At 57.5% G+C, this 21,897-nt stretch carries 14 protein-coding genes and 1 tRNA gene; 9 read left to right on the top strand and 6 right to left on the bottom strand.

What is annotated here, in order from left to right; genetic code table 11:
- Positions 1-97 precede the first annotated feature (97 nt).
- From glyQ to JJO78_RS01395, 5 genes are all read left to right on the top strand, one after another.
- The gene (gene glyQ, locus JJO78_RS01415; RefSeq protein ID WP_036212087.1) at positions 98-1,123 is read left to right on the top strand and encodes a glycine--tRNA ligase subunit alpha; all 1,026 of its coding nucleotides are present in this window, start codon (positions 98-100) and stop codon (positions 1,121-1,123) included.
- Between the two features lie 2 nt (positions 1,124-1,125).
- Positions 1,126-3,213, top strand: a complete 2,088-nt coding sequence (gene glyS, locus JJO78_RS01410) for a glycine--tRNA ligase subunit beta (RefSeq protein ID WP_075196397.1) — start codon at positions 1,126-1,128, stop codon at positions 3,211-3,213.
- Between the two features lie 56 nt (positions 3,214-3,269).
- A tRNA-Pro gene (locus JJO78_RS01405) sits at positions 3,270-3,346 on the top strand.
- 129 nt (positions 3,347-3,475) lie between these two features.
- On the top strand, positions 3,476-5,056 hold the full coding sequence (locus JJO78_RS01400; RefSeq protein ID WP_075196398.1) for a hypothetical protein: 1,581 nt from the start codon (positions 3,476-3,478) through the stop codon (positions 5,054-5,056).
- A 99-nt stretch (positions 5,057-5,155) separates the two neighbouring features.
- Positions 5,156-6,715 carry a BCCT family transporter gene (locus tag JJO78_RS01395; RefSeq protein ID WP_036211780.1) on the top strand — a complete coding sequence of 520 codons (1,560 nt, stop codon included), beginning with the start codon at positions 5,156-5,158 and terminating at the stop codon, positions 6,713-6,715.
- On the opposite strand, the gene JJO78_RS01390 is transcribed toward JJO78_RS01395, so the two are convergent.
- The gene (locus JJO78_RS01390; protein WP_075196399.1) at positions 6,700-8,508 is read right to left on the bottom strand and encodes an ABCB family ABC transporter ATP-binding protein/permease; all 1,809 of its coding nucleotides are present in this window, start codon (positions 8,506-8,508) and stop codon (positions 6,700-6,702) included. The genes JJO78_RS01395 and JJO78_RS01390 overlap by 16 nt on opposite strands.
- A gap of 257 nt (positions 8,509-8,765) precedes the next feature.
- On the opposite strand from JJO78_RS01390, the gene JJO78_RS01385 reads away from it, so the two are divergent.
- The gene (locus JJO78_RS01385) at positions 8,766-10,511 is read left to right on the top strand and encodes an ABC transporter transmembrane domain-containing protein (protein ID WP_075196400.1); all 1,746 of its coding nucleotides are present in this window, start codon (positions 8,766-8,768) and stop codon (positions 10,509-10,511) included.
- A gap of 81 nt (positions 10,512-10,592) precedes the next feature.
- The gene (gabT, locus tag JJO78_RS01380) at positions 10,593-11,867 is read left to right on the top strand and encodes a 4-aminobutyrate--2-oxoglutarate transaminase (RefSeq protein ID WP_007152976.1); all 1,275 of its coding nucleotides are present in this window, start codon (positions 10,593-10,595) and stop codon (positions 11,865-11,867) included.
- Between the two features lie 97 nt (positions 11,868-11,964).
- On the opposite strand, the gene JJO78_RS01375 is transcribed toward gabT, so the two are convergent.
- Positions 11,965-12,705 (bottom strand): ParA family protein, encoded by a 741-nt coding sequence (locus JJO78_RS01375; protein ID WP_075196401.1) that lies wholly within the window; start codon positions 12,703-12,705, stop codon positions 11,965-11,967.
- A gap of 264 nt (positions 12,706-12,969) precedes the next feature.
- Here JJO78_RS01375 and JJO78_RS01370 point away from each other — a divergent pair, with 264 nt between their 5' ends.
- Positions 12,970-14,685 (top strand): carbohydrate-binding module family 20 domain-containing protein, encoded by a 1,716-nt coding sequence (locus JJO78_RS01370; RefSeq protein WP_075196402.1) that lies wholly within the window; start codon positions 12,970-12,972, stop codon positions 14,683-14,685.
- A 163-nt stretch (positions 14,686-14,848) separates the two neighbouring features.
- Positions 14,849-15,613, top strand: a complete 765-nt coding sequence (locus JJO78_RS01365) for a VC0807 family protein (protein WP_075196403.1) — start codon at positions 14,849-14,851, stop codon at positions 15,611-15,613.
- A gap of 118 nt (positions 15,614-15,731) precedes the next feature.
- On the opposite strand, the gene gyrB is transcribed toward JJO78_RS01365, so the two are convergent.
- The 4 genes from gyrB to dnaN form a co-directional block, all read right to left on the bottom strand.
- Positions 15,732-18,146, bottom strand: a complete 2,415-nt coding sequence (gene gyrB, locus JJO78_RS01360) for a DNA topoisomerase (ATP-hydrolyzing) subunit B (RefSeq protein WP_036211765.1) — start codon at positions 18,144-18,146, stop codon at positions 15,732-15,734.
- 72 nt (positions 18,147-18,218) lie between these two features.
- Positions 18,219-19,355, bottom strand: a complete 1,137-nt coding sequence (recF, locus tag JJO78_RS01355) for a DNA replication/repair protein RecF (protein WP_036211762.1) — start codon at positions 19,353-19,355, stop codon at positions 18,219-18,221.
- Between the two features lie 103 nt (positions 19,356-19,458).
- Positions 19,459-20,730 (bottom strand): ABC1 kinase family protein, encoded by a 1,272-nt coding sequence (locus JJO78_RS01350; protein WP_075196404.1) that lies wholly within the window; start codon positions 20,728-20,730, stop codon positions 19,459-19,461.
- Positions 20,731-20,787: 57 nt separating this feature from the next.
- Positions 20,788-21,891: a DNA polymerase III subunit beta gene (dnaN, locus tag JJO78_RS01345; protein ID WP_036211756.1), complete on the bottom strand. Its 1,104-nt coding sequence runs from the start codon at positions 21,889-21,891 to the stop codon at positions 20,788-20,790.
- Positions 21,892-21,897 lie beyond the last annotated feature (6 nt).

Here is a 21,897-nt window from a genome sequence, read left to right as displayed (position 1 = left end):
AAATACGCGATTGGCAAGCGTATAATGCCCCTTTTTTCCGGAGTGCCCCGGCCAGATGCCCGGGCACCACACACAGACTGACCAGCAGGCAAACGTCGTGACAGACAAGGCAACTTCCGCAAACACGCCGGACATCAAAACCTTCCAGGGCCTGATCCTCGCCCTGCAGAACTTCTGGGCGCAGCACGGCTGCGTGGTCCTCCAGCCACTGGACATGGAAGTGGGTGCCGGCACCTTCCACCCGGCCACCTTCCTGCGCTCCATCGGTCCGGAAACCTGGAACGCCGCCTACGTTCAGCCCAGCCGCCGCCCCACCGATGGCCGCTACGGGGAGAACCCCAACCGCCTGCAACACTACTACCAGTTCCAGGTGGTGCTGAAACCGTCCCCGGACAACATTCAGGAACTGTACCTGGATTCCCTGAAGGCTCTTGGGCTGGACCCACTGGTCCACGATATCCGTTTTGTTGAGGACAACTGGGAATCACCCACCCTCGGCGCCTGGGGCCTGGGTTGGGAAATCTGGCTGAACGGCATGGAAGTAACCCAGTTCACCTACTTCCAGCAGGTGGGTGGCCTGGAATGCTATCCGGTCACCGGCGAGCTCACCTACGGGCTTGAGCGCATTGCCATGTACCTGCAGGGCGTGGACAGCGTCTACGACCTGGTCTGGACCGAAGGCCCGGATGGTGTGGTCACCTACGGCGACGTGTTCCATCAGCAGGAGGTGGAGATGTCCACCTACAACTTCGAGCACGCCGACACCGAGTTCCTGTTTCACAGCTTCGATGTGCACGAACGCGAGAGCGCGCGCCTGATCGAAGCCGGCCTGGCATTGCCCGCCTATGAGCAGGTGCTCAAGGCTTCACACACTTTCAATCTGCTTGACGCCCGCCACGCCATCTCCGTGACCGAGCGCCAACGTTTTATCCTGCGGGTTCGCACCCTGGCCCGGGCCGTTGCCCAGGCGTATTTCGACAGCCGCCGCAAGCTTGGCTTCCCGCTGGCACCGGATGCCCTGCGCAAAGAGGTACTGGCAGCGACCGAGGCCGCCGCCGAAAAGGCGAATGGCAAGAAGGGTAAGAAAGCGAAAAAAGCTCAGCAGGAACAGGGGAACGCATAATCATGGCAAAACAGGATTTTCTGGTCGAACTGGGCACTGAAGAGCTGCCTCCCAAGGCCCTCAAGCCACTGTCGGACGCGTTTACCCGTGGCATTACCAATGGCCTGGAAGAGGCCGGTATTCGGTTCGGCAAGGTGGAAGCCTTTGCTGCACCACGCCGGCTTGCCGTCAGGGTACGGGACCTGGAAGACGCTCAGCCGGACAAACCGGTGGAAAAACGCGGCCCGGCCGTGAAAGCTGCGTTCGACGATTCCGGCAACCCCACCCGGGCACTGACCGGCTTCGCCACCTCCCTGGGCGTGACACCGGACCAGCTTGATACGATGGAAACCGACAAGGGCGCCTGGGTAGTCTATCGCACCATCGAGAAAGGCCGTCCCACCGTTGAACTGATGCCGGAACTGGTAGACCAGTCCCTGGCCGCACTGCCGATTCCAAAACGCATGCGCTGGGGCGCGCACAGAACCGAGTTCGTGCGTCCAGTGCACTGGGCCATCCTGCTGTTCGGCAACAAGGTGATCGACACCCCGATCATGGGGCTGACTCCGGGTAACAAAACCCGCGGTCACCGTTTCCACTGCCCGAAATCATTGATCGTGCCCACGCCCGGCGACTACGAAGTGGTGCTGCGCCAGGAAGGGTATGTGACCGCTGACTTCGCCGAACGCCGCGAGCAGATCCGCGACGGCGTCACCGCCATTGCCAGGAAGGAAGCGGGCGGCCAGGCGGTTATCGATGAAGACCTGCTGGACGAAGTCACCGCCCTCAACGAGTGGCCTGTGCCGCTCATGGGCCGTTTCGAGGAACGCTTCCTGGAAGTTCCCGCCGAGGCACTGATTTCCTCCATGAAGGAACACCAGAAGTACTTTCACGTCGTCTCCGCCGACGGCCGGATGCTGCCGCTGTTCATCACCGTTGCCAACCTGGAAAGCAAGGACCCGCAACAGGTCATTTCCGGCAATGAGAAGGTCATCCGCCCACGCCTGTCCGATGCGGCTTTCTTCTATGACACTGACCGCAAGACCCGGCTGGAAGACCGCATCGACCAACTCAAGCCGATCGTGTTCCAGGACAAGCTGGGCAGCATTTACGACAAGTCCGTGCGGGTGGCCGCACTGGCGAAGAAGATCGCCGACGCCATTGGCAGCGATCCCGTTCTGGCTGAACGCGCTGCCATGCTCGCCAAGACCGACCTGGTCACCGAGATGGTGCTGGAATTCACTGACCTGCAGGGCATCATGGGCCAGTACTACGCCGCCAACGACAGCGAGAACGAAGACGTGGCCAGCGCACTGAACGAGCAGTACATGCCCCGCTTTGCCGGTGACGACCTGCCCGCAACACTGACGGGCTGCGCCGTGGCCATTGCCGACCGCATCGATTCCCTGGTGGGGCTGTTCGGCATTAACCAGCCACCGTCCGGTACCCGTGACCCGTTCGGGCTGCGTCGAGCCTCACTGGGCGTATTGCGCATCATCATCGAGCGGGAGCTGCCACTGGACCTGCAAACCCTGTGCGAGTGGGCGGTAGAGGAACACAACAGCATCACCGAACCGAATGTGGCCAACACAGTGGTGGACTATATGCTCGAGCGGTTCCGTGCGCATTATGAAGAGCAGGGCATCAGTGCCGAAGTCTACCTCGCCGTGCACGCCCGCCGTCCAACACGCCCGCTGGACTTTGACCGCCGGGTGAAAGCCGTGGAAGCCTTCCGCCAGCTACCGGAAGCCCTGGCCCTGGCCGGCGCCAACAAACGGGTGTCCAACATCCTTACCAAGCAGGGTGGCGACAGCATTGGTGAAAGCATCGACAGTGAGTTGTTGCAGGACAAGGCGGAAATAACGCTGGCCGACCAAATTCGCCAGCAAGCCGACAAGGCATTGCCACTGTTTGAAAAAGGCGATTACGCGACGGCCTTGAGCTCTCTCGCCAGCCTGCGGGAGCCGGTGGATAACTTCTTTGATGAAGTCATGGTGATGGCTGACGACGAGGCCGTGCGTAATAACCGCCTGGCCATGCTCAACCTGCTGCGTAACCTGTTCCTGCGGGTGGCGGATATCTCGGTATTACCCACTGCCAGTGGGCAGTGAAAATCATACGGGGGCTGGTAAAAAACCAGCCAATCCGTATAATACCGGCCGTTGATCGGCGTGTGGCGCAGCTTGGTAGCGCACTTCGTTCGGGACGAAGGGGTCGCAGGTTCGAATCCTGCCACGCCGACCATTTTCCCGCATCTCAGTCCCTTCTTTACGACGAAATACTCCCCTTTAAGCGACTCTTTTCTTTCAATTGACATAAAGCTTTCACATTGGACATGTACAACGGTGCTCTCATCCCAACGGAGCAGCAGTAATGTCCGACCAATCCTCCCTTTTGGTAGAGAAGCTCTGGCGACTCAAACGTCGCATCGACAAGGGCCAGTGCCCGAGCGTCGACTTTGTCCATCTCAACGTCTTGCTGAGAGAGCCCAACTACCGCAATGACGTTCTGATGCGTGTGGAAGCCAATGGCACGCCAGAGCTTCAGGCGCTGGCACGCGAGATCATGGCCAACGATGATGGCCGTCCGCTGATGGCCAAGTCCTCGAACCAGAAACTTCAGGCCAGTCCCGTCACGCCGCAAAAAAGACGCGGTTGGTTTGCCCGTCACGCGCTAGTACTGGTTCCCGTCATTGGCACGGTTGTCGCCACGGTCGCCGGTTTTACCGCATTTGAGAATCGCAACGTGCGTATCAGCGCCGACATTACCACAGACACCGTCTGGGAAAGCGGTCATCGATACACCCTTGAAAACACCGTGTTTGTGGAAGGCGCGAACCTGACCATTGAACCCGGCGTAACCATAGAGGGCGAACCCGGTTCCGCCCTGGTTGTCACGTCCAGTGCCAAACTGTTTGCCCGCGGCAGCCGTAACCAACCGGTGGTCTTTACCAGTAGCAAGGAACCCGGAGCACGGGCTCGCGGTGACTGGGGTGGCGTTGTGCTTCTTGGAAAGGCACCGGTGAACGAGCCGAACGCCCGCATTGAAGGCGTACCTGAAAACGACACCCGTGGGCAATTCGGTGGCAGCGACACGCAGCATAGTTGCGGCGTGGTGCAATACACCCGCATTGAATTTGCCGGTTTCGAGGTCTATCAGAACAACGAGCTGAACGGCTTAACCCTGGGTGGCTGTGGCTCCAACACCATCATCCAGAACGTGCAGGTTCACCGTGCTCTGGACGACGGTATCGAAATGTTCGGTGGCACCGTCGACCTGAAAAACATCCTGGTGACCGGTGCTGCCGATGACAGCATCGACTGGGACTGGGGCTGGCGAGGCAGGGTACAGTTTGCCATTATTCAGCAGTACCGGGATGTCGGCGATAACGCCTTTGAGGGCGACAACAACGGTTCCAGCCACTCGGCCGTGCCACGGTCCGAACCCACATTCTACAACGTCACCCTTTATGGCAGCGGCCGTTCCGCCAAAGAACACCGCGCTATTATGCTAAGAGAGGGATCCGGCGGCCACTTCCACAATATGATCATCGACAGTTACGCCATTGAGGCCCTGGATACCAGGGATGAGGTCACCGCGCTGGTGGGCATGAATGCCCTGACGTTCAGCCACAACCTGCTTGCCAACAACGGTAGGTTAGGCAACCTCACCATTGTGAACGAAACCGATGATGACGATTTCGGCTTCAACGAAGAGTTGTGGATACGCAGCCCCGAACTGCAGAACACCGTACAGGTTGAAACCGGCTTGCAACCCTCTGTCACCAGCGAGTCGTCGCCGCATTTCCGCCCCAGAAGCTCAGTGCGCGCCATGACTGCCAAACGGCCTCCGAAAGCCGAATTCTTTGATGAGTCGGCAATGTACCAGGGCGCTGTTAACCCCAGGGCCACATCGACCTGGCTGGATGACTGGACGGCATTTCCGGAATCCTGACGAGCTTACCAATGCCTGGGAGGGTGGCTACCTCCACAAAGGAATGCAGAGGTCTGAACTTTTCTGTACCCTGCGCGGCTCTTCGCGAAAGGAACAACCATGACCTCCCAGACAAACTCCCTGGCTACCGATGAACGGCCGGGCGCTTTCTCCGATAGCGACCCGATCGTTCTGACGCTTACGATTGGCTTCATCCTGCTGTTCGTTGGTGCTTCCATTATTGACAGCAGCGCCGTCGCCACAGCGATTGGCGCCGGATTCACCTGGACGGCAAAGTACCTGGGGTCGTTCTTCCAACTACTCCTGCTGGCAACCTTTTTCATCGCACTTGGAACAGCGGTCAGCAAGGCCGGCAATGCACGGATTGGTGGCCTGGACCGGCCGGAAATCAGCCGTTTTCGCTGGCTTTCAATGATCATGTGTACATTGCTGGCCGGTGGAGGGGTGTTTTTCGCCGCCGGGGAACCGGTCTATCACTTTGTGGTAACACCACCGGCGTTTGATACCGAAGCCGGAACGGCTGCGGCCACCGCTCCCGCCATGGCGCAGTCGTTTACTCACTGGGGCTTCCTTGCCTGGGCCGTGCTCGGCTCGCTGACCGCACTGGTTCTCAGCAGGGCTCACTATGATCAGGGCAAACCGCTGCAGCCGCGAACCCTATTGTATCCGGTGTTTGGTGAGAACGCTGTTCAAGGCAAGCTGGGTGGGGTGATTGACGCCCTTTGCGTCATTGCCGTGGTGGCGGGAACCGTCGGCCCTATCGGTTTCCTGGCAACCCAGGTGAGTTTCGGGCTGCACGAGCTGTTTGGCATCACCGATGGCTATGGCACCCAGCTCGCGGTACTGATCATTCTGGCCGGGGTGTACATGACCTCCGCCATGACCGGCCTGCACAAGGGTATTCAGTTGCTCAGCCGGTTCAACGTGCTCCTCGCCCTGGCCATCGCCGCGGTGATTTTCCTGTTCGGTCCCACACTGTTTCTGGCCAACACCTTTACCCAGTCATTCGGCGAGTACCTGACGTCTTTCATGGCAATGTCGACGATGACCGCTGAAACGGCGCCGGACTGGTGGATGAAATGGTGGACGGTGTTTTTCTTCGCCTGGTTTATTGGTTACACGCCTTTGATGGCAGTGTTTGTGTCGCGAATTTCCCGCGGACGCACGGTTCGTGAAATGATCCTCGCGGTTGCCGTATTGGCACCTATTGCCACCACAATCTGGTTTACGCTGCTGGGTGGCTCGGGGATCTATCACCAGCTGGCCGGCACCTTTGACCTGACCGAAGCGTTGAACAATTTCCGTTTTGACGTCGCCACACTGACCGTGGCCCAGGCGCTGCCAGGAGGCACCTGGATGGCCGCCGCGATACTGCTGCTCACCACCATTTTTGTCGCCACCACCGGCGACTCCATGAGCTATTCCATTGCCATGGTGGGTGCGGGCCATGATGAGCCAAATCCTTGGATCCGGGTATTCTGGGGCGGTGCTATGGCGATGATGGCCGCCATTCTGCTGTATATGGGTTCAGGGCAGATTGGCGTGCTTCAGCAGTTCATTGTGATAACCGCCATACCGGTCTCCTTTGTCATACTGCCATCGCTATGGACAGGGCCGAAAGCGGCTATGGCCATGGCCCGTGATCAGGGGCTTGCCTGACCATCATCACCAGTTCGATGCTGCTGTTCCCAGAGCCTGGCGTAATGCCCCTTCTGGCCCAGCAGCTCGACGTGGTTGCCACTCTCGACAATGCAGCCGCCGTCCATCACCAGAATGGTATCCGCATCGCGCGTCGTCGACAGCCGATGAGCGATAACCAGGGAGGTGCGCTGGCGGCTGACTTCCTTCAAGGCCCCCAGAATCGCCTGTTCAGACAGCGAATCCAGAGAAGATGTGGCTTCGTCCAGAATCAATAACGGTGGGTTCTTGAGAAGTACCCGGGCAATGGCGACCCGCTGTTTCTCGCCGCCGGAAAGTTTAAGCCCCCGCTCACCAACCTGTGTGTTATAGCCATCGGGCAGGCTGTGGATAAACTGTTCCAGGTGCGCCATTCGGGCTGCCCGGTACACCTCTTCCTCGCTGGCATCAGGCCGACCGTAAGCCAGGTTCCGAAAAAGCGTGTCGTTGAACAGCACCGTATCCTGGGGCACCACGCCAATGGCGGAACGCAGGCTGTCCTGGGTGACCTCACGGATATCCTGACCATCGATGGTGATACTGCCCCGGTTCACATCGTAAAACCGGAAAAGCAGGCGGGCGAGGGTCGATTTCCCCGCGCCGCTGGCGCCCACGACGGCTACGGTATGCCCAGCGGGAATAGAGAAACTCACGTTCCGGAGGATCTGACGGTTGGGACGATAACCAAAGTGAACCTGGTCGAAACGAACCTCGCCTTTGTCCACCACCAACGCTTTGGCGTTCGGCGCGTCCTCAATGACCGGTTCGTCGCCGAGCAACCCGAACAGCCGTTCCACATTCACCAGCGCCTGGCGGATCTCCCGATACACGAACCCCAGTGCATTGAGCGGTATAAACAGCTGTAACAGGTAGGCATTAATCATGGTGAAATCCCCCAGGGTGATCTCACCACTGGCGACTTCCTGCACTGCCATGGCCATGATGACGATCATCGCCACACCGATGATCAGGGCCTGGCCCGAGTTCAGGGCGGCCAGCGACAGCCGGTTTTTGAGCCGTGCCTGTTCCCAGTCATCCAGGTCCTTGTCGTAGAGCGCTGCCTCGAAGCGTTCGTTATTGAAATACTTTACGGTCTCGTAGTTGAGCAGGCTGTCTATCGCGCGGGAATTGGACTGGTTGTCCCGGGCATTGGCTTCGCGCACGTATTTCGTGCGCCACTCGGTAACCTTGATGGAAAACACCACATACACCACCACCGCTACCAGGATCGCCAGCACATAGCCCACGTTGAACACCACGAAGAGAATACCGGCCACCATCAGGATTTCGAGGAGGGTGGGGACAATGTTGAAGAGAGTGAAACGCAGTAGGAAGCTGATGCCGTTGGTGCCCCGTTCAATGTCCCGGGCCAGTCCGCCGGTTTTCCGGTCCAGGTGAAAGGACAGCTCCCGGTTGTGCAGATGTTCGAAAACCCGCAGTGACACTCGTCGCATGGCCCGTTCCGCGACTCGGGCGAACACCGCGTCCCGCAATTCGCTGAACAGGGTGCTGCCAAATCGGAGCAGGCCGTAGGCGACGACCAGTATGACCGGTATCCACAGCAGTACCTCGCCGCCCTGATTTTCGTCCAGATAGTCGACGATGTATTTCAGGGCGACCGGTGTAGCCACCGTCGCCAGTTTGGAGAAGATCAGGAACCCCAGTGCCAGCATGACTCGACCACGGAATTCCGCCAGATAGGGCCATAGGCCGGCGATGACTTTCCAGTCGGGTTTGTGGTTGGCGGGGTACTCGTTGTCAGCGTAGGCGCGCACTCGGGTTTCCCTTCAATAACGGAGTAGTCGAGCGCACGAGATGGGACTTGTCTGCCAGGACACGCTGTAAATACGTCCCTGTACGCTCGACAAAAGCCATCCATGGCTTTTGACAGTCCTGGCAGACAAGTCCCACCCCGCACGCTCTTACGTAGCTGTATGATAGGTTCTAATACGAGTAAAAACCGTATTGTTATCGGAGTTTACAGTACCCCTTATCCTGGAGGCACACCATCAACACCCGTCATCGGAAGGCTCTGAAACTGGTTGTCGATTTTATCAGCCCTTACAAAAGGGCTGTTACCGGCGCTCTCGTGGCTCTGGTTATTACAGCCGGCATCACACTTGCCCTGGGTCAGGGCCTACGGATTCTGGTGGACCAGGGCCTTGCCACCCAGTCTCCCGCGATGTTGTCCAAAGCGGTTGGGCTGTTTTTTGTCCTGGTGATTGGTCTCGCCATTGGCTCCTTCGCTCGTTTTTATCTGGTGTCCTGGATTGGCGAAAGGGTGGTGGCGGATATTCGAAAGCAGGTGTTTAACCATCTGATCGACCTTCACCCTGGCTTCTACGAGAAAAACCGAAGCCTGGAAATACAGTCGCGGTTTACCGCTGATACGACAGTGCTGCAATCTGTCATCGGCTCCACGGTCTCCATCGCGCTGCGCAACACCCTGATGCTGGTGGGCGGTCTGATCCTGCTCTTCATAACCAATGCCAAACTTGCCGGTATCATCATCCTCGGCTTCCCACTGGTGATCATTCCCATCCTGATCTATGGTCGCCGTGTGCGTCAGCTGTCCAGGCTGAGCCAGGACCGGGTCGCGGAAGTGGGCAGCTACGTGGGGGAGAACCTCACCCAGATCAAGACGGTGCAGGCGTTCAACCATCAGCCTCATGACCGCCGGTTTTTCTCACAGGTGGCGGAAAATGCCTTCGAGATTGCCCGTGTGAGGATTCGCCAGCGGGCCTGGCTGACCACCATCGCCATTACCCTGGTTATGGGTGCCATTGGCGTGGTGATCTGGATTGGCGGGCTGGATGTGATCTCAGGTCGTACCAGCCCGGGCGAGCTGGCGGCATTTGTATTCTACAGCCTGTTGGTGGGACTGGCCGCCGGCGCCATCAGTGAAGTGATTGGTGAGTTGCAACGCGCAGCCGGGGCAGCGGCGCGGATTTTCGAGCTGCTGCAGACACCCAGTGAAATCCTCAGTGGGGCAAACGCCACCCAGGCTCCGCCCGACCCCCTTCGCGGCGACATCGAGATCAGCAATCTGACCTTTTCCTATCCGGCCCGTCGCGATATCGAGGTTCTGCAAAGCCTTTCACTTCACATCCAGGCAGGCGAAACCGTGGCACTGGTTGGTCCCTCCGGTGCTGGAAAGTCTACGTTGTTCGATCTGCTCTTGAGGTTCTATGACCCCGACACGGGGCAGATTCTTATCGACGGCGTCGACAGTCGTAAGTTAGCGCTTACAGACCTGCGCCAATGCTTTGCGCTGGTGCCACAGAACCCCGCGCTGTTTCACGGCACCATTGCCGACAACATCCGCTACGCCCGCCCGGAGGCCAGCGACACTGCCATGGTGGAGGCCGCCAGGATTGCCCATGCCGATGAGTTTATCCGCAAACTGCCAAAAGGCTATGAAACGCCACTGGGCGATACGGGTCTCGGGCTATCGGGGGGGCAGAAGCAGCGGCTGGCGATTGCCCGCGCACTGCTTGCGGATGCGCCTATACTGTTATTGGATGAGGCGACCAGCGCACTGGATGCAGAAAGCGAACACCTGATCCAGCAAGCCATGCCGGGACTGATGTCCAACCGCACGACATTGGTCATCGCACACCGGCTGGCCACCGTCAGGCACGCCGATCGTATCATTGTGATGGACGCCGGAATTATTCAGGATATCGGCAACCACGATGAACTTGTCGAACGGAATCCGCTGTACCGGAGACTTGCGGAGCTTCAGTTCCGGGAGGACATTGGCGGCCGCAGTACGTAGAAACAACAGGGCCGGGTTTTCAAACCGGGCCATCATTTCGTGTATGCTGACAGTACCAAACCGAATTCGAGGAGAGGCAAAGTGACGAACAAAGAATTGCAGGCACTCAAAGAACGTTATGTCGCGGCCGGTGCTGCCAGCCCCAACGAGCAGTTTGCCGACCATGCGACCAATGCCGAGCTCTGGGATGCCGATGGCAAGCGTATGATCGACTTCGCCGGCGGCATTGGTGTACTGAATATCGGCCATCGTCACCCCAAAGTGGTTGAAGCGGTGAAGGCGCAGTTGGACAAGCTGATGCACACCTGCCAGACCGTCATGCCCTATGAGGGCTATGTGAAGCTGGCGCAGAAGCTCAGTGAAGTGGTTCCGGTAAAGGGCCACGCCAAGGTCATGCTGGCCAACTCCGGCGCAGAAGCCCTGGAAAACGCCATGAAGATCGCCCGCGCGGCGACCGGCAAAACCAATGTGATCTGCTTTGACGGCGGTTATCACGGCCGTACCTTCTACACCATGGCCATGAACGGCAAAGCCGCTCCTTATCAGACCGATTTCGGCCCAATGCCGGGCACCGTCTTTCGCGCCCCCTATCCGGTTCCCTATCACGGTGTCAGTGAGGATGAAGCGCTCCGTGGCCTGAAGATGGCCATGAAGGCCGATTCACCCGCCAGTGACACCGCCGCCATCGTGATTGAGCCGGTATTGGGTGAGGGTGGTTTCTACGCCGCACCAGCCAGCTTCCTCAAAGAGATCCGCAAGATCTGCGATGAGAACGGCATCCTGATGATCGCGGATGAGGTTCAGAGCGGCTTCGGCCGGACTGGCAAGATGTTCGCCATCGAACACAGCGGTGTTGAGCCCGACATGATGACCATGGCCAAGAGTATGGCCGATGGCATGCCGATCTCAGCCATTGTCGGTACCGACAAGGTTATGGACTCGTCCGGCCCGAACTCCCTCGGCGGCACCTACACTGGCAGCCCGACGGCCTGTGCGGCAGCCCTGGCAGTATTTGACGTGTTCAAGGAAGAAGACATTCTGGGCAAGAGTCAGCGCCTGGGTGACACCCTGCGCAAACGCTTTGATCAGTGGCAGGAACAGTTCCCCCACGTGGACAACGTGCGCAACCTCGGGCCCATGGCTGCGATTGAACTGGTCACCGACAAAACCAGCAAGGAACCGCGGGCAGACCTGGCGGCGGCCGTTACCAAGAAAGCCAAGGAAAACGGCCTGATCCTGCTGAGCTGCGGCATGTACGGCAATACCTTGCGTTTCCTGATGCCGGTCACCATCGAGGACAATATTCTTGAGGAAGGCCTGGCGATCGTTGAGCAGGCACTGAAAGAGGTGGGCTAACACCTTCTGGCAGGGTCATTAACACACCTGCCGCTGTATACCGGAACGCTGGTCAGTGTGAAGCTGACCAGCGTTTTTTTTATGGGCTCTATCCGTTCTAGATCAACTTCCTGATTTCCTTCCACAAGCGCCGATAGGCATCGGCAGCTGCGGATGACCGATCCATCAGTTCCACCGGCTGGCCACTCTCACCCATCTTCTCCACCACACTGGCATTGGGAATCAGCGCGTTCAGCCCATTCTCGAGGCGCTGTTTGCGATGGATCACCATCTCGCGATGCAGATTCTTGCGGCGGTCGACGATGGAGAAAAACGGGTGCAGACGACCGGGTTTGAGTTTCTTGTCCTTGGCGAAGGACTGGAGCTGTTGCCAGCTATTCAGAGCGAGCCAGGTCGGAACCACCGGCACGAACACGCCATCGGCGGTTTTCAACACCTGCTCGGACAACCGCGACATCGAGGGCGGGCAATCCAGTACGACCAGGCTGGTTTCCTCCGATAGCGGCGCCAGCCAGTTTTTGAGGGTATTGGCGCTGTCGTCCTTATCCAGCCGGACATCAAGGTTGCGAAAACTGTTATGGGCCGGGATAAAATCGAGGTCAGGGTAGGCGCTGGCCCGAATGAATTTGCCGATGGGGGTCTTGCCATCCATCAGTGCAGCCAGTTTCCGACCCTTGATCTCGTCGGTTCCCGCCAGGTACCAGCTGGCCGCGCCCTGAGGGTCGAGATCCCATAGCAGGGTGGGAATGCCAGCCTGGCTGGCCAGGTAGGCAATGTTTACAGCCGCAGCGGTTTTACCGACACCGCCTTTAAGGCTGTAAAACGCAATGATCTTCATGCTTCCTCCTAAAGCCCCGTCAAAACACCGGCTGCAAGCTTAACCGATCCCACTGGCAGGCGTGTTTCAGTTTAGTGACACGTATTCAGAAGCTACGTAAATATTGCAACTCCTCCCCCTGACTACTCCCCGCAAACTGCCTGAAAGGATGTTTTGGCTAACGATTGAACACTTCATGTTGACGATGGACATCCACAACTGCCGTCAACAGCCGGCAGTGGCCATTGGATCGTCTCCACAACAAATACAAGACAGGAGCACACAATGATCTCCATACAACGCCTGGTAACCGGTGTCAGTCTCGGCCTGACACTTGCGTTGCCCATTAATACCGCCCACGCCGGTACCTTTGTCCATCTGTTCGAATGGAAGTGGAGCGATGTCGCCACTGAATGTGAACAGTTTCTTGGGCCCAAGGGTTACAGCGCCGTTCAGGTGTCACCGCCGCAGGAACACATTCAGGGCAGCGCCTGGTGGACGCGCTATCAACCGGTCAGCTACCAGCTCCAGAGCCGCAGTGGTAACGCCAACCAGTTCGCTAACATGGTTTCGCGCTGCAACGCGGCCGGAGTGGATGTTTACGTGGATGCAGTGATCAACCATACCGCCAATGGTACGGGAACCGGCACCGCCGGGTCCTATTACAGCAGCGATTCCCTGACCTATCCTATCTACAGTGGCAATGATTTCCACGCCGAATGCAGTATCAACGGCTCGGATTACAGTTCGGATGCCTGGCGCGTTCGCAATTGCCGACTCGTCGGCTTACCGGACCTGGATACCGGAAGCGGCTACGTGCGCGACACTCTGGCCGGCTATCTCAATCAGCTCACGTCGCTGGGTGTGAAGGGTATACGGGTGGATGCCGCCAAACATATGTCGCCCGGTGATATCGGCGCCGTCATCAATCAGGCCGGCGGCCCGCTGTACGTATTCCAGGAGGTGATCGACCTGGGTGGCGAAGCCGTCAGTGCCACTGAGTACACGGGTACGTCAGACGTCACCGAGTTCCGCTACAGCGCGTCCATCGGCAACGTCTTCAAGAACCAGCAACTGGCCAACCTCAACGCCTTTGGTGAGAGCTGGGGCTTCCTGTCCGGCGGTGATGCCGTTGTATTCACCGACAACCATGACAACCAACGTGGCCACGGTGCCGGTGGCAGCAATGTGTTGACCTACAAGGATGGTGATCTCTACAACCTGGCCAACGTGTTCATGCTGGGCTGGCCTTATGGCTACCCCAAGGTAATGTCGAGCTACGCATTTTCCAACGGTGACCAGGGCCCTCCAGCCCAAAACGTCTACCAGAACGGCACTGCTCAGTGCGGGTCCGCCTGGGTATGCGAACATCGCTGGGACTCCATTGCCAACATGGTTGCCTTCCGAGCTGAGACCGACGGCCAGGGCGTGAACAGCTGGTGGGACAATGGCAATAACCAGATCGCCTTTAGTCGGGGCAATAAGGGGTTCGTCGCCATCAACCGTGAAGGCAGCACACTGTCACGGACTTTCAACACCGGGCTGGCCGATGGAAACTATCGCAATGTGGCTGGCAACGGTGCCTGCGTAACGGTGCAGAATGGCCAGGTGGCACTGACGGTACCGGCGATGGAGGCAGCGGCACTTCATAGCGGTGCCCCCTGTGACGGAAGCGATCCCAATCCGCCAACAGCAGGGACGGCATCCGTCACCTTCCAGTGCCAGAACGGCACTACCACCATGGGGCAAAGTGTGTACGTTACCGGCAACAACAATGCTTTGGGTAACTGGTCACCTGCCGATGCGGTAAAACTGGATCCAACAGCCTACCCAACCTGGAGTGGGTCGATCAATCTACCAGCGGAGACCTCCATCGAGTGGAAATGCCTGAAGCGCAGCGAAACCGATCCCAGCGCCCAGCAGCAGTGGCAGTCAGGGGATAATAACCTGGTACAGACCGCAGGTGAGGGCACCAGCAGTTCCACTTCCGGTTCTTTCTGAAGCGCATCTGCCACTACCACACCAACTGAAACGGCCCGCGTTAGCGGGCCGGTACCGCCGACCTCGGTTACTCACACTCACGGTTTCATCGTATACTGCCTGACGACTTTTTCGGTATGCTGGATTCCACCGGCATCACTTCCCCGAACGATCAGGCTGATTTATGACCGACCCGGAAATCCAATCTCCACCGACCCACAAGCCAAGGCCCTGGGTTGATCTACTCGTGAGTATCATCATTCCCTCCGTCATTCTGATGAAATTGAGCGGGGATGAATATTTGGGCAGTGTCATGGCCCTGGTCATCGGGCTTGCGTTCCCCCTTGGATGGGGACTGTTCGAGTTGGTGCGCTATCGCAAGTACAACTTTATTGCGGTGCTCGGCATTGTCAGCGTCGGTTTGACCGGCGGTATCGGCCTGATGGAGCTGGATGCCGGCTGGCTGGCGATCAAGGAAGCGGCTGTTCCCGCCGTCATCGGTATTGCCGTGCTTGTTTCAACCCGTACACGCTATCCGCTGGTTAGAACGCTGCTGTACAACCCGTCCGTGCTCAACGTGGACAAGATTCAGGCGGTGCTGAAAGAAAACGGAAGTGAGGAAGAGTTCGAGGCCCGCCTGCTCAAGGCCAGCTATTTCTTCAGCCTGACCTTTCTGTTCTCCTCCATCATGAATTTCGTGCTGGCCAAGTGGATTGTCACCAGCCCGTCCGGAACCCAGGCGTTCAATGAAGAACTGGGCAGGATGACCTTGGTGAGTTATCCCATGATCGCTATTCCCTCGATGATCATGATGATCGCCATTTTCTACTACCTCTGGCGTTCCATTCGCCGGCTCACCGGCTACACCCTTGAGGATGTTATGGCGCCGCACCTTGCGGCCCAGCACGACAACAAGTCGTCTGACACATCCACAGGTAACGGTAGCTGACGCCAGTCAGAAATACTGAATTCCTCTAAATAACTGAATTATAAATAAAAAAGGCGACCACCAGGTCGCCTTTTTCGTATCCCCGGATAACCCGGGTCCGATCAAAAACCCGCCGTGATCACACGTCCAGGTTGGTCACTTCAAGCGCATTACTCTGGATGAACAGGCGCCGTGGCTCGACGTCATCGCCCATCAGGGTGGTGAAGATCTGGTCCGCCGCAATGGCGTCCTCGATGGTGACCTTCATCATGCGACGAGTCTCCGGATCCATGGTGGTTTCCCATAACTGCTCCGGGTTCATCTCACCCAGCCCCTTATAGCGCTGGATGTTCAGGCCGCGTTGGGCTTCCTTCATCAGCCATTCCAGAGCGCCCTCGAATGACAGCACCGCCTGCTTGCGCTCGCCACGCTGGATATAAGCGCCGTCTTCGATCAAGCCGTCCAGTGTCTCACCCATCCTCGCGATGGCCGCGTAAGAGGACGACTCGAAGAACTCATGGCTGAACACGTGGTTATGGGGAATCCCGTGCACATAAATCACCACCTTCGGCAGGTAGAGATTGCGCTCGGTGTCCTTTTCCACCGAGAAGGTGTACTTGGTGCCGGTGCGAGTATCCAGCTGAAGGCCGTCACCCAGGCGAGCCACCCAACGAGCCACTTCTGCCTCTTCCTTCAGGTGTTCCGGCTTCAGGGTCACGTTATCCAGCATTTGTTGGAGTACCTTGGCCGGGTAGGCGCGGGACAGACGATCAATCATCGCCATCACCGCCTGGTAGTCCTTCACCATGGTTTCCAGAGCGGAATCCTTGATAGCCGGCGCTTCCGGATTGACATAGAGCTGGGCGCCTTCCAGGGCGGTCTGTGTCAGATACGCTTCCTTGGCTTTCTCGTCTTTCAGGTACTGCTCCTGCTTGCCACGCTTGACCTTGTACAGCGGCGGCATGGCAATGAACACATGGCCACGCTCAATAATTTCACGCATCTGACGGAACAGGAAGGTGAGTAGCAGCGTACGGATGTGGGAACCGTCCACGTCCGCATCGGTCATGATAATCAGGGAGTGGTAGCGGAGTTTTTCCGGATTGAATTCCTCTCGCCCGATGCCGCAGCCCAGCGCAGTAATGAGCGTACCCACTTCCGCCGAGGACAACATCTTGTCGAAGCGGGCCTTCTCCACGTTCAGGATCTTACCCTTGAGTGGCAGGATGGCCTGTGTCTTCCGATCGCGCCCCTGTTTGGCACTACCACCGGCGGAATCACCCTCCACTATGAACAGTTCGGAAAGAGCGGGGTCTTTTTCCTGACAGTCCGCCAACTTGCCCGGCAGACCGGCAATGTCCAGCGCCCCCTTGCGGCGCGTCATGTCACGGGCCTTGCGGGCCGCTTCACGGGCGCGGGCCGCTTCAATCATCTTGTTGACGATCAGCTTGGCCTCGTTGGGCTGCTCCTGCAGGAAGTCCGCAAAGGATTGATACAACTCCTGCTCAACCGCGGTTTTGACCTCGGAAGAAACCAGCTTGTCCTTGGTCTGGGACGAGAACTTGGGGTCAGGAACCTTCACGCTGATAATAGCCGTCAGACCTTCCCGAGCGTCATCACCGGACGTGCTGACCTTGGCCTTTTTGCCCAGGCCTTCGTGCTCAATATAGTTGTTGAGCGAACGGGTCAGGGCCGCACGGAACCCAGCGAGGTGGGTACCACCGTCGCGCTGCGGGATGTTGTTGGTAAACGTATAGATATTTTCCTGGAAGGCATCGTTCCACTGCATGGCCACTTCCACCGCAATACCGTCTTCACGTTCCTTGATGAAATGAAACACGCGGTTGATCGGTGTCTTGTTGGAGTTCAGGTGCTCAACAAAGGCACGCAGGCCACCCTCGTATTCGAATACCTCTTCCTTGCCACTACGCTCATCCTGCAGGCGGATACGCACACCGCTGTTCAGGAACGCCAGCTCCCGCAGGCGTTTGGCCAAAATATCCCAGTGGAATTCAATGCTGGTAAACGTATCCGGGGATGGAATGAAGTGAACCTTCGTACCACTGGCGTCGGTGTCGCCAACCACATCGAGCGGCGCTTTTGGTACGCCGTTGTTGTAGGTTTGCTCGTAAACCTTGCCATCACGTCGAATGGTCAACGTAAGGGAGGAGGAGAGGGCGTTTACCACCGACACCCCAACACCGTGAAGCCCGCCTGAGACCTTGTAGCTGTTGTCATCAAACTTACCACCGGCATGGAGAACCGTCATGATAACTTCCGCAGCGGAGACACCTTCTTCCTTGTGAAGGTCGACCGGAATACCACGGCCGTTATCCCTAACCGTGACTGATTCGTCCGGATGGATGATCACCCCGATTTCAGAACAGTGCCCAGCCAACGCCTCGTCAATGGAGTTGTCCACCAACTCAAAGACCATGTGATGCAGGCCCGTGCCATCATCAGTGTCACCGATATACATGCCGGGCCGCTTCCGAACGGCATCCAGTCCTTTCAATACCTTGATGCTTGAGGAGTTGTAGTTCGATTCACTCATTAGGGTACTCCTGAAGGGTGATTTCCCGGCGTGAAGCCATTGCCGCTGTTATTTTAGAGCGATGAAAGTGGATCATCCGGGTTCCTGTTCTTCCGTCAATTTGCCATGTTCCACGTGGAACAATCTGTATTCCGGCATGGTGTGCCGCCATAATTCATCCGGCCTGGGCGCCTCTATCGATGTCACAAACACCTGACATCGTAATTCGTAGAGCTTTTGGGCAAGCATGGCCCTGTGGACGACATCCAGCTCCGCATTGATATCGTCCAGCAAAAAGGTAACCTGCTTTCCAAGATCGCTTAGCACCATGCCTTGCGCGATCTTCATCAAAATGACCAACGTCTTTTGCTGGCCCCGGGAGAAGGTCTCCGCCACAGGCCTTCCCTGGTATCGCAAACGGATGTCAGCCCGATTGGGACCGTACAGGGTATGGCCCATTTTCTGTTCCTGCTCCCGGTGGGAACGTAGTACCTCGACCAGGGGTTGGCTGGCGTCCCAGCCCACGTAATAGTCCAGCTTAAGCCCATCAACCCAGGGGGCGTCTATCTCACCGAGTAAACTGTAAAAAGCCTTGGTAAAGAGCCGAAAGGTTTCGTTCCGGGCTTGCGTCAGGCGCTCTGCCAACTCCGTGTACTGGGAATCCCAGACCTTCATCAGAGCGTCATCTATTCTACCATTTCTCAGGATCTGATTCCGCTGTGACGTCACTCTTTGACACTGCTGCCACAACGAAGCAAACGAAGGTTCCACGTGGAACACTGCCCAATCGAGAAACTGCCGGCGTTTTCCGGGTCCGCCGGCAACAATATCAAACACCCCCGGATCGATAACCGAGACGGGCAGATGCCGGGCAAGCGAAGACAGGTTACGAACTGCTTCCCCATCCACTCTAAGCGTGGTTTCTTTAGCGGTCACATCCCTGGAGATGCCCACACGATGGTTAAGCTCTCCAACTGATGATTGTTCCCCTCCCGACATTCCCTGATCCAGGCCACCGAACACCGTCAGTTTGTGTTGGCCGTGGCTAACCACCGCCTGATGTCGACTTACCCGGAATGAGCGGCCAAGCCCCAGGTAGCCAATCGCTTCCAGAACGCTGGTTTTTCCACTGCCGTTGGCGCCATATAACAAATTAATGGAAGGTGAGAAACTGACCGGCGCAGGCGAGAGATTGCGGAAATGTTCCGATTGAAGTTTAACAAGCGCCATAGGTCACGATAGGTTATTAACCAGCAGGAGACGGGGACAAAAAAGGCAGCGTGCCTTACCGACAACGCTGCCCCAGTGTACAAAACCTCGCGGGTGAACGCGATTAATGCAGCATGTTCAACCGCTCGTCCATGAAGACATCCATTTCCGGCGCCAGTATGTGAACGTAACGGTCGAAATACAGGAACTGCTTCAACAAGAGCGCAAACTCTCTTGGAAAATGCAGCCCGTGGCCCTCACCAATCCGTACCATATCCATCAGGATGTTGTTCACGTCATCCTCAGCTTGTTCAGCCTGATACGGCACTTCATCCGGCACCATGGTGTCCATTTGCTGGTAAAGGCGCCGCAGGTCGGCTGCCAGTTCAGCCACCTGAACCTTTTGATGGGTGATACCGATACGAATCATCGCGTCGGCCATGCCTTCAAAATTGCCGACCATGACCGTTGAAATAAAATCGCTGACGGCCTGCCAGGTATCCGGACGGATGCGACCGACAATACCGAAATCAATAAAACCAACCCGGCCGTCTTTCAACACCATCAGATTGCCCGCATGAACATCGGCGTGGAAAAACTCACACTGGGTGAGGCTGGAAAACCAAGTGTTCATTGCCGTAATCAGCGTGCGCTCCGGATCCCGCGCGTAACCCCGGATGCTTTCAAGATCCGTCAGAGGTACACCGTGGAAACGCTCCATGGTAAGAATGCGACGAGTACTGGAGCTTTCGTAGACCCGTGGCACGGTAGCATCTTCATTGTGGGTGTTATGGAGAAATTCCCGGAACACCTTAAGGTTGTTCGCTTCCTTGATGAAGTCGCACTCCTCCAGCATGGTGCGCTGGATTTCCTCCACGATTCCGGACAACGAAGTCCAAGATAGTTTGGGCGCCAGGGTCTCCAGAATTTTCGCGGACAGGTACAGGAAATTGAGATCCGTCAGCAGAATGTTTTCCACACCCGGCTTTTGCACCTTGATCACCACATCCTCACCAGTAACCAGCTTTGCGGCGTGAACCTGTGCAATCGATGCCGACGCCAAAGCCACCGGGTCAATGTCAGAGTAAACGTCTTCGATTGGTCGGCCCAGTTCGTCCCGGATAATTTTCCGGATCACACTGAATGGCAGGCTTGGGGTACGGTCCAGACAGTATTGGAATTCCTCCACGTATTCCTTGGGGAAAAACGTGGGGGAGCTGGCAATAAACTGGCCGAGCTTGATGTAGGTGGCACCCAGGGATTCAAACGTCTGCCTGAGCAACCGCGGCGCGGGCGGGCGGTCGCCCCGCACCCAGTTCACTCCAGCGCGTCCCAACACCGATACGGTCTGACCGATTCGAAAGGCACCCTTGAGGCTGTTCGTCACCGTTCCCATGACTCTCTTCCTTACTGATCCGGTAAATATCTGGCGGCCACAACCAATCCGGCGGACCTACAGCCGCATCGGCATGACGACATAGAGGCAGCGATTGTCGTTCTCGGCCTCAATCAACGCACTGCTATTGGGATTCGCCAGGGTTATCTTGACCTGATCTTCATCCAGCGCGTTCATCACATCCACCAGGTAGCCTACATTAAAGCCAATCTGTAGTGATTCGCCCTGATACTCGACCGGCAGCGCGTCTTCGGCCTGTTCCTGATCCGGGTTGTTGGCAAATACCTGCAACTCGTTGGGCGCCAGGTTCAGGCGTACGCCACGGATGTTTTCATGGGATAGAATGCCGGCGCGCTGGAGTGTGTTCTTGAGGGTAGCGCGATCCGCCAGGACAACTTTATCCCCACCGCGGGGAATTACCCGGTTATAGTCCGGGAACTTGCCTTCGATCAACTTCGAGGTAAAGGTATAGGAGCCTACCGTCGCGCGCAGATGATTGTCTCCGATCACCAGGGTCACCGGGGTTTCCACATCATCCAGCAAGCGCGCCAGTTCCAGCACACCCTTACGCGGCACGATCACCTGGCGGGGTTCCGGGCAGCCGGTGGGCAAATCAAAATGCGCCATGGCCAGGCGATGGCCATCAGTAGCCACGGTGCGAACGTGATCCTTGTCGACTTCCAGCAACAGCCCGTTCAGGTAATAGCGAACATCCTGTTGAGCCATTGCAAAAGCAGTGGCGTCGAACATTCGGCTGAGTTCTTTCTGGGGCAGTTCCAGGCCGAAACTTTCCGCATCATCCTCAACGTTGGGAAAATGCTCCGCCGGCAAGGTCGACAGCGTAAAGTGGCTAGCGCCACAACGCAGATGCAGGCGGTCGCCCTCCAACGCCAACTCGATAGGCGCCTCATCACCCAACGCCCGGCAAATATCAGACAGTTTCCGCGCCGGAACTGTAATGCGGCCAGGCTGGTCAACGTGCACCGGTGACACCCGGCCCACCAGTTCCACTTCCATATTGGTACCAGTCAGCGTGAGGGTATTATCCTCGGCCACCAGCAACACGTTGGAGAGAACGGGCATTGTCTGTTTTCGCTCCACCACACCGGCAATGGACTGAAGGGGGGTGAGCAGAGATTCTCGGCTGATCGTCAGTTTCATGGCACT

The sequence above is a fragment of the Marinobacter sp. DS40M6 genome (assembly GCF_028581595.1).
Classification (GTDB): Bacteria; Pseudomonadota; Gammaproteobacteria; order Pseudomonadales; family Oleiphilaceae; genus Marinobacter; species Marinobacter salarius.
Note: the sequence above shows the minus strand (reverse complement) of the source record. Positions and strands in the feature narration are given on the sequence as shown.